Source organism: Tenacibaculum bernardetii (assembly GCF_029125915.1).
Lineage (GTDB): Bacteria > Bacteroidota > Bacteroidia > Flavobacteriales > Flavobacteriaceae > Polaribacter > Polaribacter bernardetii.
Map to the genome: position 1 here is coordinate 197,651 of NZ_JAQJCU010000005.1, position 12,339 is coordinate 209,989.

At 30.0% G+C, this 12,339-nt stretch carries 8 protein-coding genes; 4 read left to right on the forward strand and 4 right to left on the reverse strand.

Translation table 11 applies throughout. The annotated features are described in order from the left end of the window. Window positions 1-76: 76 nt before the first annotated feature. Window positions 77-5,572 carry an alpha-2-macroglobulin family protein gene (locus tag P2G10_RS06185; protein WP_275315686.1) on the reverse strand — a complete coding sequence of 1,832 codons (5,496 nt, stop codon included), beginning with the start codon at window positions 5,570-5,572 and terminating at the stop codon, window positions 77-79. A 175-nt stretch (window positions 5,573-5,747) separates the two neighbouring features. Here P2G10_RS06185 and P2G10_RS06190 point away from each other — a divergent pair, with 175 nt between their 5' ends. The 4 genes from P2G10_RS06190 (at window position 5,748) to P2G10_RS06205 (ending at window position 8,321) form a co-directional block, all read left to right on the forward strand. Further along, window positions 5,748-6,329: a MiaE family protein gene (locus P2G10_RS06190; protein WP_275315687.1), complete on the forward strand. Its 582-nt coding sequence runs from the start codon at window positions 5,748-5,750 to the stop codon at window positions 6,327-6,329. After that, a complete protein-coding gene (locus tag P2G10_RS06195; RefSeq protein ID WP_275315689.1) occupies window positions 6,329-6,766 on the forward strand; it encodes a DUF4268 domain-containing protein in 438 nt (145 codons plus the stop codon). Before P2G10_RS06190 ends, P2G10_RS06195 begins: the two co-directional genes overlap by 1 nt. 108 nt (window positions 6,767-6,874) lie before the next feature. After that, window positions 6,875-7,369 (forward strand): CAP domain-containing protein, encoded by a 495-nt coding sequence (locus P2G10_RS06200; protein ID WP_275315690.1) that lies wholly within the window; start codon window positions 6,875-6,877, stop codon window positions 7,367-7,369. Window positions 7,370-7,826: 457 nt separating this feature from the next. Further along, the gene (locus P2G10_RS06205) at window positions 7,827-8,321 is read left to right on the forward strand and encodes a CAP domain-containing protein (protein ID WP_275315692.1); all 495 of its coding nucleotides are present in this window, start codon (window positions 7,827-7,829) and stop codon (window positions 8,319-8,321) included. Window positions 8,322-8,383: 62 nt separating this feature from the next. On the opposite strand, the gene P2G10_RS06210 is transcribed toward P2G10_RS06205, so the two are convergent. The 3 genes from P2G10_RS06210 to P2G10_RS06220 form a co-directional block, all read right to left on the reverse strand. Next, a complete protein-coding gene (locus tag P2G10_RS06210; protein WP_275315694.1) occupies window positions 8,384-10,267 on the reverse strand; it encodes an OmpA family protein in 1,884 nt (627 codons plus the stop codon). Window positions 10,268-10,278: 11 nt separating this feature from the next. Beyond that, window positions 10,279-11,217 (reverse strand): PorP/SprF family type IX secretion system membrane protein, encoded by a 939-nt coding sequence (locus P2G10_RS06215; RefSeq protein WP_275315696.1) that lies wholly within the window; start codon window positions 11,215-11,217, stop codon window positions 10,279-10,281. 9 nt (window positions 11,218-11,226) lie between these two features. Next, a partial coding sequence (locus P2G10_RS06220; protein WP_275315697.1) for a T9SS type B sorting domain-containing protein occupies window positions 11,227-12,339 on the reverse strand: 1,113 nt, incomplete at its 5' end.

The following is a 12,339-nucleotide window of genomic DNA, read 5'->3' on the forward strand; positions in this document are numbered from 1 at the left end:
GTATTTTAATTTGTATAGAAGCCTTAATTATACTTCTATGCTCTATCTGTTTCATTTCTCAAATTATATATAATCTCTACTTCACTACTTTAATCCATTCGCCTTTTGTTCTGGCTATATAATCATTATCATACATAGCCTCTACTTGCACGCCTGGTAAATAATAGGTTCCTAAATACGATGCATTTAACAGCACTCTAAACGTTTTACTCTCATACTTTTTAAGTGTAAAATAGTTACTAATACTAGCATCACGAATATCTGTAAAATCTACTTGAGAGGATGTTGTGTTGTTTCCGAAGTCAGTAAAACGAGTATTTATAATTTCCCAACCTGAAGGAATAAACTGTGTTAATGCTACGTTTTCTACGTTATCATTCGTAGTATTTTTCACTGTAACTTCTGCTACAAAATTTTTTCCTTGCGATAAATTATCAGGCCTTATACGATTACCATCCTTTGTTTTATAAATAATTGTTGTTTCTAAATTATTCTGAAATACTTTTTCTTCTCCGACAGGTAAAATTCCTTTATTAAAAATACGTACATAAAGTACTCCGCTATTTTTATTCGTTACTTTAAAAGTGTTTTCTTTATTAATATCTTCAATATCCTCAGCATACAATGCTTTTGATATTTCAATATTTTTTGAGTTTTCATTTAAAGTATAACTCGCATTAACCCCTGTACTTCCTCCATTTTGAAGCGCATATTTACTCATCGCTAATAAACTATAAGCAGTTGTTTGTGTACTCATCCATTTATTGCTAGATAAAGTTTCAGCGATTTTTTTTGCCAATTTAATAGCTTTTGTTTCCTCTTTTAACAATGTATAAGTAGCTAATGCCATGGCTTTATTACGAGTTTCAGATCCGTAATTAGAATAGCGTCTTTTATTATAATCATTCGCTGTTAAACCATTCAAAATTCCTTTGGCTATCGACTGTTTACCAATTAATGCATAGGCACTTGCCAATCGCATTTTTGCTTCATTAGAAATTCCTTTTGTTTCTCGTAAACGATTCATTGAAGCAATATCGGCACTGTTTGCCAAACTTAATGTATACAATCTATATGCTTGTGATAAGGCATTGTTATAATAGGTTGAATTATTTCGCCAATTACGTGCTTGTTGTTTTTGGTAACCTATCCATTTCGATTTAAACCCTATTGGTAAAGCATATCCTTTTTTAGCTGCTTCAATCATAAAATGACCTGCATATGAAGTTCCCCAACTGTTTGCACTACCGTTTCCTTGCCAATACGACAATCCGCCGCTTGATACCTGAAAATCAGATAAACGCTGAATTGTAGCTTTTATATTTCGCTCTATATCTTGTTTTTTTTCTTCGGATAATTCAAAAATTTCTGCTAAATATAACTGTGGAAAAGCACTAGAAGTAGTTTGCTCTACACAACCATGTGGATATTGAATTAAATATTCCATACGTTTGGTAAAATTCATTGGAGGTAATGTAGATAATTCGATACTTGCTGTATTAGTACCTTTTGTGCCAAAGGTGGTAAAATTAAGCTCCTTTTTTTCGTTTGATTTTAACACTAAATCTTTTACTTCTGTGGTTACAGGATTCGGATTTAAAACATCTATTTCTACTTCGTAGGATGCTTTTTCGCGACCAGAAACGGCATCTATCTTTACTTTTCCTATTCCTTTAAAATTATTTACTTTTAATGTAAAATACGCCATCTTTTCATCTGGTTCATTGAATGATAAAGTTTGAGTCTTATCACCTACAATTGTAAACGATTCGTTAGGTTGCACTGTAATTTTCACCTTTTTTACAGAAGGTAACATTGCAAAAACAGTTACAGGTAAAGTTACGGTTTCTTGTGGTGTAATTTTACGTGGTAATGATGCTAAAATCATTACGGGTTTACGAACAAAAGCTGTTTTTTCATCACTTCCGTACGCGTCATTTTTAGCATCTGTAGCAACGACCATCGCACGTACCGAACCTACATATTTAGGTATTTTAATTTCGTGCTCTTTTGTAGCTCCTTTTGCTAAGTTAAACGGTCCTAAATAGGTTACCATCGGTTTAAAACGATTGGCTTTTTTATTTTTACTTCCAGCTTCGGCTTCATCACCACCAATACTTAATATTTGGTTTACTTTTCCGCCATAGGCGCCAATTACATCATCAAAAACATCCCACGTTTTTACACCTAATGACTGACGTGCATAAAAGGTGTTCCAAGGATTAGGAGTTTTAAAACGTGTTAAATCTAACAATCCATCATCAACCAAAGCAATTGTATAGGTCATTGCTTTTCCGTTTTTCTCTTTTACTTTAATATTAGCGATTGATTCAGGTCTTAACTCGTCTGCTAACTGAATTTCAGGTGCTAATTTCGTTGCAGGATCGTTTACCAACATGGGTATAGAACCATACATACGAATTGGTAAATCGTTTGCTGTTTGACTGTGTTTTTGTAATAACGAAATATTTACAAATACGTTGGGTGTATAATTGGCCAGTACTGGGAATTTAAATTCCGTTTGTTTTGCTGTTGTTGTTACCCAAAAGTGATTTAATACTTCGGTTCCGTTTTCAATTGTAATTAAAGCTCTTGCTCCTTCAGAAGAAGGGAATTTTACCGTAGCTGTTTCATTTACTTCATACGATTCTTTATCTGTAGTAAAAACCAACATCGTGGCATTCGTTTTATCTTGACTTCCTTTTTTCTTTCCGTACCAAGATGGCCAATCGAAATAAGCAATATTAGAAGTAATGTGTTTACTTTTCTTATCGGTTACTTTTATAAGGTAACGTCCCCAATCATTTTCACTTATTTTTAAATCGAACGAACCTTTACCACTAGCGTTTGTTTTTACTTGTAGTGTTTTATACGTTTGATGATGGCGCGTACCATCGTAATTAGAAAGTCCGTTATCGGCTGTACTCCACCACCAACGCCATGATAATTTATATACTTTTACTTCTAAATCATTTGCTACTCCTACTCCGTTTTCAGTAACTGTTGCTACATTAAACGTGTATTTCTCATCTGTAAACAAATAATTTTTAGATTGTTGTTCAGCTGCATTTAATAACCCTACATAAGTTTTATATGGAGATACTTTTTTAGAAAAAACATCGGTACTAAAATCGCCACCATTTTCATAAACTTTGGTTATGAAACTAGCTTTTAGCATTCCAGGAGCTTTTTTATCTAACCTTGGTTTTACAGAGAAACTTGTTTTTCCTTCGTTATTTAAAGTTCCTTTTAATACTTTAAATTCTTCTGTACCAAACCTACGCGTAACATCATCAAAATTATAGTTTTTGAATTTTGAAAATTCTGTTTTCGATTGCGTAAATTTCCCATTAATGTCTAATTTCAAATCTCTAGCAATTGCTCCGTGTAACCACTTTACATCCACATCTCCTTCAATTGGTGTATCGGCTTTTATAAAGTCTGCTGCTGTTTTTAATTTTATCTTTAAACGGTTTGGTTTTATTGTTTCTATTTTAAGTGTTTTATTAAAAACGGCGCCACCAACGCTTACTCTTAATTTCCAATTTCCGGTAATTGCATCTTGATTCGTTTTTGGAGCATATGCATACACATTATTCGTATTCTTAAAAAGTACTTTTCTTTCTATAATTTTTCCCTGCGGATTTAACAACTCAAATTTAATAGGGTGGTTTTCTGGTATCGGATTCGCATTATCATTCAACACAAAAGTTAAAAATAATTGATCGCCTGGTCTCCAAACACCACGTTCGCCATAAATATATCCTTTAATTCCTTTTTGTAATTTTGTTCCAGAAACATCAAACTTACTCATAGAAAGTGCGTTTCCATCATTCAATTTAATGTAAGTTGTGTTTTTATCTTTGATAACTACGGCAAAAAAAGCATTTTTAATTCCTTCGAAATTAGCAATTCCATCTTTATCTGTTTTTACATTTACAATAGGTTGTTGTTGTAAATTATATAGCGTTACGTTAGCATCAGAAACCGCTTCGGTTGTTACTAAATTAGTTACCGCAATAAAAGTTGTGTTGTTATTCCCTTTTTTTACAATTGCTCCTAAATTTGTAGCTAAAATATTGGTGCTTTTATTTTTATTATAATAGTAAGAAGTTGAGCATGGATTATCTCTTTCATTCCATCGATAACTATAATAGTCGTTATTATAGTAATTAGGATTGTCGTACTGTTTGGTATCTATTTCTTTTTTACCATAAACTATTGTACTATTATTAGTAGTTTCATCACATGAATAATTAGAATATTTTTGGTTGAAAGAAAAATCAACTCGATACATTGCTCCGTCTTCAATTGTTAAAACTTCAGCCAAATCTATCGCAAAAGCGTTTTCTTTAGTTAAATCCACTCCCTGATTAGTAAGATTTACCGTGTATTTAGCTTTAGGACGCCCAACATAGCGCAAATTACCTTGGTTACCTAAATTATTGTTTTGCAAAAACTGCAATACATTTTCCTTATATATTTTAAATACTGTTACATCAATAGCTTTTAAATTAACTGCATTAAAATTAATTTTAAGATTTTTTGAATTTGGCAATATCGTTCCGCTTTTAATAAAGCTTACCGAAGGTTTTAATTGCTGAAAATGTAATGTTTTATTATATGATTTTTTTAAAACATAGTTTTCGGCATTTTTTATTCCTTTAAATATTTCGATATTTACCTTATCCTTAAAAGATGATTGCGGATAAATAGTTACTATATTGTTGGTGATTTTATAGGTGAATTTTCTTTTTTGAGTATCTGCAAACTGAATTAAACCTTTTAAATCTTGTGATTTTTTTATTGGGTCAGAAAAACTAATTTCTATTCGTTGTTTATCGGTATTGGCTACTTCTACATTTAAAACTTTAAAATTATTTTTTCCTGTAATTGTTATCTCTCGCTCTCCTTTTGAAGTAGATTTTATAGCATCACCAATCCAAGATACTTTTAAGTTTTCATCTTTAACAAATCGTTGTAAACTATCTATTTTAAAATATACTTTAGAAGCTAATTTCTCGAAGGTTTGAAACTTTACTTTTGCTTTGCTCCCTTTATAATTTATCTTTACTATTTCTGATAATTTTTCTTTTTCAACAACATCACTTGCCGTTAAAACTCCTTCTACAAAATACCAATCTTTACTATATACTGTTGGCGATTGTAAAGCCACATTAAAAAACAACTCTTTTGTTTTTACTTCGACGCTAAAATCTTTTAAAGCAACATCAATATCATCATATAACTTTGATAAATGAAGTGTTATTTTATATTCTTTATTGCTTTCTAATTTTTCATTCGGCACAAAGGAAACCACATTATTATTTAATGTTACCGATCCTTTAATATTTGGTGTAATTGTAATTAAATCATTAGTAACCCTGGCATCTTTTATATGCTTTTTTAAAAGAAAATCGAGTTTTGGAGTAACAGAAATTAGTTTTTCTGGAAAAACAGTAACATACTCATTGTAAGCGTTTACATCGCTTTCTTTATTTGTGTTTTTCTTACAAGCATTACCAATAAACACCAGTAAAACTAAAATAATTAGTTTTATATTTTTTTTCATAGCAAAATATTTTTGAAATCCCTCAAAGTTAACATTTTTATATATTTCTATTCCTTTTTTAATAATCAAATACCTAAATAATAAAACAGTACTTATTTTAAGTAAAAAAAAGAGTACTAATACTTTCTTAAATTTAATAATCGTTAGTTTTGCAAACGAAAAATGAATTTAGATTATGTTAGGATTACAATTCGAAACTAAAACCTCTTGGGCTGATATTGCTAAAGATAACTTACAGCAAATATTAACAGATCATGCTTTTTTAGAGCAAAAAGCGGCTTCAAACGCTGTTTCTATAATTATAAATTATTCTGAAGAAACCGAACTTGTACAAAGTATGAGTGAAATTGCTATTGAAGAAATGGAACATTTTAAAATGGTTCATGATTTTATGGTAAAACGCGGAATGGTTTTAGGAAGAGAGCAAAAAAACGATTATGCTATTCAACTACAAAAATTCTTTACAAAAACAAAAGACAGAACCAACGCACTTGTACAACGCTTATTAATTGCCGCTTTAATTGAAGCAAGAAGCTGTGAGCGTTTTAAAGTTTTTTCTGAAAATATGGAAGATGAAGAGTTGGCTAAGTTCTACAAAGAATTAATGATTTCTGAAGCCAATCATTATACTGTTTTTTTAGGTTTTGCGCGTAAATATCAAGACAGAAAAATTGTTGATGAAAAATGGGAAACTTTGGTTGCTTTTGAAGCTGAAATGATGAGAAATCGCGGTAATAGCGCTAAAATACACGGGTAATGTTTAGTAAAGAAGAATCAGCACAATTACGTAAAGAATTTTGGACAAGCTTCGGAAAATCATTCCCAAGAAAATGGCTGTTATACAACACTAAAATAAAAGGATTTGTTTTTAAATTTCAGGCAGATCGAAAAAAAGCGTCTGTTTGTTTAGATTTTGAACATTTAGATGAAGTTGCTAACGAGTTATTATACGATCAATTATTATCGTTAAAAACCATTTTAGAAACAGAATATTTACCAGAAGTAATTTATCACGATAATTTCGAATTAGATAATCGAAAAATTATCCGTCGTATATATGTTCCTTTTGATAAAAAATTTAGCATACACAATAAAGATACTTGGAGAGATTGTTTTGAGTTTTATGTAGAAAAAATGAATCAATTTGAATTATTTTTTTATGAATACGAAGACTTTATAAGACAAGCTATTTAACATAGGAAAAACACCCTTTACACTCATAATCAGTAATTTAAATTTTTATTTTTATTGATTTAGTGTACATTTGCAGTGTTTATATTAAACCCCTAAACCCCCTAAGTAATGTATAACCACCCCCTAAGGTTATTAATAGTGTTATGTTCACTAATTATAACTTCTTGTTCTTCAAACAACGAAATCGAACTAGCTGAAAACAATTCTGAAACAGCTATCACTTTTACTGAAAAAACTATCGAATTAAATATCTTAAACCTTGTTAATGATTATAGGGTTGCAAATGGTTACTCACTTTTAAATAAGTTAGAAGTAATTAAAACCCAAACAAGTAGTCATACTAATTATATGATAGATAATGATAAGATCTCTCATGATCTTTTTTATCAACGTAAAGATTTTTTAAACAAAAATACCAATGCTACAAGTGTTGGTGAAAATGTTGCTTATGGATATTCTTCTGCCGAATCTGTAGTTAACGCATGGTTAAAGAGCGATGGTCACAAAAAAAATATAGAAGGCGATTATACACACTTTGAGGTTACCGCAGAGAAAAATACTGATGGAAAATGGTATTTTACTAACATTTTCGTGAAAAAATAATTTGTTTGTATATTAATTATTAATCCCTAAGTTTTAATTTTTAAACTTAGGGATTATTTTTTTTATTTAAAGTTGTTTAATATGATGAACTTCGAACCTCTGTTTTCTGAATGTTCTTCTTCCGAACATTCTACATCACTCATACACTTATTTACTAATTATTCTTAAGTAACTTTTACTTCAATTAACTTATCACTATAGTTTTACATTAGATAATATAAAAATTATTATACTTCTAAATGTCTGAACCAAAAACACCTTCATTAAATTTTTCTTTAGACCTTTAATTAGAAAACAAGATTATTCATTTTTTTACGAATAAGAATATTTAACATAACAGCCTACTCAACTCAGGAAAAACACCCTTTATACTTATAATCAGATATTTAACTTTTAGTTTTCAATAATTTTAATTAATTTAGAGAAGTATTTATTAACCCTCTAACCCCCCTGAGAAATGAATAACAACCCCCTAAAGTTATTAATAGTGTTTTGTGCACTTTTTTTAACATCATGTACTTCAAACAATGAAATCGAACAATTAGAAAACAATTCTGAAATACCTATCTCTTTTGTCGAAAAACCAATTGAATTAGATATTTTAAACCTAATTAATGACTACAGAGTTTTAAATGGTTACTCTCTTTTAAGTAAATTAAAGATTATTAAAAGTCAAACTACTGACCATACTAATTATATGGTAGATAATAATGAGATTTCACATAAATTTTTTCAAAAACGCATGAATTTTTTAATTCAAAATACTGATGCAAAAGGTGTAGGTGAAAATGTTGCTTATGGATACTGTTATGCTGAATCTGTAGTAAAAGCCTGGCTAGATAGTGAAAGTCACAAAAAAAATATAGAAGGCGATTATACACACTTTGAGGTTACCGCAGAGAAAAATACTGATGGAAAATGGTATTTTACTAACATTTTCGTGAAAAAATAATTTGTTTGTATATTAATTAATAATCCCTAAGTTTTAATTTTTAAACTTAGGGATTATTTTTTTTATTTAAAGTTGTTTAATATGATAAACTTCGAGCGTCTGTTCTCTTGATGTTCCTCTTCTGTACAAGTTACGCCATTTTTACATTTATTAACTATCTTTTTTTCTCCGTAACCAATAGCGCTTTGTATTCTATTAGAAGTAATGGCTCGCGAAATAATATGATCTCTTGCTGCTTTTGCGCGTTTATCAGATAATACTTCATTATATCTATCACTACCTCTACTATCTGTATGTGCTTCTATTTTTATAACCATTTTTGGATGATTGTTTAATACTTTTACAACAAACTCTAACTCATAAGCTGCATCAGGCCTGATATCAGATTTATTAAAATCAAAAAATATAGGGTTTATTACAATTTCATTGTCTACTATTAACGGTGTTAAATACAAGTCTTGTAATACTTCTTTTCCTCTAACTTCAGTGCTTTTTACATTTTTAAAATCATCTTTATAATCTAATTTTGTGGCCCTTATTGTAAACTCTTTTTCACAATCTACTTCAAAACTATATGTAGCGTCTTCTTGTGTTACAAATCGCTGTACTACTTCTCCGTCTTTATTTATCAATTCAACCAAAGTATTTGGTAATATTTCTTTAGTTCTATCGTCATACGTTTTACCTTTTATATTTTGAAAACACGTAAGTGTTTTAAAAGCATAAATATCATCTTTTCCTTTTCCTTGAGACCTATTAGAAGAGAAATACCCTGTTTTACCATCTTTATTATAAAAAAAAGCAAAATCATCATAACCACTGTTAAAAGGAGCTCCTATATTTATTACTTCTGATATGTTATTTTTAAACAATTCTGTTTTATAAATATCTAATAATCCTAAATTTTTATAACCATCTGAAGAAAAATACAATGTGTAGTCTTTAGCTACAAAAGGAAACATTTCTTTTCCTACTGTATTAATTTTTGCTCCTAAATTTTCTGGCTTACCTAACGATCCATCACCTAAAATTGCAACTTTATAAATATCTGTTTCACCATAACCTCCTGGTCTATTTGAAACAAAATAAAGTGTTTTTTCATCAGGACTTAATGCTGGATGACCATTTGAATGTACTTTATCATTAATTGATAATTCCTTAATATTCGACCAAACACCATCAATTAATGATGCCTTATATATTTTTAACTGCGATGTTCCTTCTTTATCATATTCTAATTTATTTTTAACATTTAAGTTATTTCTAGTAAAATATAATGTTTTTCCATCGTTTGTTATTGTAATACTTGATTCATGAAAGGCTGTATTTATTTTTGTAGATATTATAGGCGCAATATCTTCTATAACATGTTCGTTTTCTTTTTTTGTTATTCTTGCTTGATAAACATCTAAATATGGTTGATTATTCCACTCATAAATCTCTCCTTTTTCATTTTTAGCAGAAGAAAAATACAATTTATTACCGTGTACAAAAGAACCAAAATCTGAATGTTTTGTGTTTATATGTAAGTTGGTTACTTGTACAGAATCTTTATTTAAAATTTTTAGTTTGTTATAATCTACATTCGCTATTCTAGATATACTGTCTGGTAATTTTTTTAACCAAACTTCAGCTTTTTCATATTCACCAACACTTCTAAGAGATTGCGCATATTTAAAAATACTTCTATTATCTAAACCTTCTTTACGTTGTGCTGCTAAACTATACCAATATGCCGCTTGCTTAGAATTTGAATTATTATAAAAACAATCTGCTAATCTTGTAAATATTTCAACTCCGTTATCTCCTTTATCGATAGCTTTTCTGTAAAACTCAGCCGCTTTTATATATGAATAATTTTTATAAAATTCATCGGCTACTTTTTGTTGAGAAAAAGCTTCTATTGATAAAAATAATACTAGTAAAAATGTAATTGTTGTTTTCATAGTTATATGTTTTAAAAATATCTTGGAGATTTTGCTCTATATGATTTCTTATTCAGCTCAAACATTAATAATATCTCATGAGTACCGTTTGAATATTGACTAATATCTGATAAAGGATGTTCGTAAGCATAGCCAATTCTAAATTGCTTAGATACCTGAAAATCCACCAAAGCACCTAATGCTGCTGTATACTCGTTAAAACGGTAAGATCCTCCTAGCCAAAATTTTTCATTAAAAAGAAAATTTGCAGTTATATCGTATGATAAAGGAGCTCCATTAGTCGCTTTAATTAAAGTTGCTGGTTTAAACTTTACGTTGGTGCTTAGATCAAAAACATATCCACCAGTTAAATAATAACTTACTTTATCTACAACACCATAATTTATACCTCCTATAGTTAAATCATTATGATCTATATTTAATAATCTTGGTGCTGAAAATCCGACATACCATTTATCGGTATGCATAAACATTCCGGCTCCTATATTTGGTTCCCATCGATTTCTAATACCACTAATCCCTGGATCTAAACCTTCAGCCGTTATTAATTCATCATCTAAATTATACTGCGTAAATCCTGCTTTTAACCCAAAAGCTAATCTTACTTGATCATTCAGATTAATTGTGTAAGACACATCTCCGTATAAGTAAGTAAACTTCTCATACCCTAACTTATCATTTATAAATGATATTCCTACACCTATTTTATCATTTTTAAGTGGTGAATGAATAGAAATTGTTTGTGTTTCTGGACCATTACCAAAACCTGCCCACTGACTTCTATGCAAACCAACAACACTAAAAACCTGTCTGCTACCTGCATATGCAGGGTTAACAGATATGGTATTATACATATATTGAGTAAATTGAGGTAATTGTTGTGCTTCAGTATTAAAAGCCACTGTAAAAAATAATACAATAATTGTATATAGTTTGTAATTCTGTTTCATCGCTATATGTTATTTGGTTCCTAAATAAATTGCTCCAGTAATTGGTTTTAACCCACTATTTTCTAATACTACAATATAATAATATGTACCTGCTGGTAGTCTTTTTGCGCCACCAAGAGTTGAGCCATCTGAAATACCACTCCAATTATTAGCGTAGTTATTAGATTTAAAAACTCTTGCTCCCCATCGGTTGAATATTTTTACATTAACTATAAATCCACAGGCATCAACTCCTTTTACTTCAAAAAATTCATTCCAAGAATCACCGTTTGGTGTTACTGCTTTTGATATTACAACATCTTCTTGACCACATGGTAAAACAATACAATCATCATTAATATTTATAGTAACTACTCTTGATACCAAACAACCATTACCAGAAGCTGTATATGTAAATACATAATCACCCAATGCTATATTTGAAGGATCGAAAGTTGCATCTGAAGATAACGATACATCTCCTGTTGTAACCTCCCATTCACCATCTGTTTCTATATTATCGGTTAAATAATCATTTAAATCAATCTCACCGTCATCAATACATTTTGAATCGGCGATTTGAGTTGCAGTTGTTTTTACAGTTACACTTATAGTTTGCGTAAAATCAGCAACATTTCCACATACATCACTAACCGTCCAGGTTCTTATAACTTTGTAGTCATTATCAGTTCCGTCAAAAGTATTCTCTTCATTAAAGTTTATTTGCGTTACTGTGTCTGAACAATTATCTGTAAACTCTAAAGTTGGAACTTCTGGGATCGCATCACACTCTATATCAATGTCATTTAATTCTGTAACTAATTCCGGTGCCTCATTATCTTCAATCGTGATTTCCTGTACATAAACTGTTTCATTTCCTGCACAGTCTGATACTTTCCAAGTTCTTGTAATTAGATATTCTGATGCGCAATCGTCATCTTGTCCTGTAAACGCTTCTGAATAATTAACTACTAAATCTTCTGATGCACTACAATTATCAGTTGCGGTTAAAACTGTTGCAGTCGGAATAGCATCACAACTTACCGTTGTGTTTTCTGGTAAATTCTCTACGAAAACTGGTGCAGCTGTATCTTCAATCGTGATTTCCTGTACATAAACTGTTTCATTTCCTGCACAGTCTGA

Excerpts from the sequence above, each read along its gene's own strand:
- P2G10_RS06185 (WP_275315686.1), bottom strand. The coding sequence starts at position 5,572 with ATGAAAAAAAATATAAAACTAATTATTTTAGTTTTACTGGTGTTTATT.
- P2G10_RS06200 (WP_275315690.1), top strand. The coding sequence starts at position 6,875 with ATGTATAACCACCCCCTAAGGTTATTAATAGTGTTATGTTCACTAATT.
- P2G10_RS06215 (WP_275315696.1), bottom strand. The coding sequence starts at position 11,217 with ATGAAACAGAATTACAAACTATATACAATTATTGTATTATTTTTTACA.
- P2G10_RS06190 (WP_275315687.1), top strand. The coding sequence starts at position 5,748 with ATGTTAGGATTACAATTCGAAACTAAAACCTCTTGGGCTGATATTGCT.
- P2G10_RS06205 (WP_275315692.1), top strand. The coding sequence starts at position 7,827 with ATGAATAACAACCCCCTAAAGTTATTAATAGTGTTTTGTGCACTTTTT.
- P2G10_RS06210 (WP_275315694.1), bottom strand. The coding sequence starts at position 10,267 with ATGAAAACAACAATTACATTTTTACTAGTATTATTTTTATCAATAGAA.
- P2G10_RS06195 (WP_275315689.1), top strand. The coding sequence starts at position 6,329 with ATGTTTAGTAAAGAAGAATCAGCACAATTACGTAAAGAATTTTGGACA.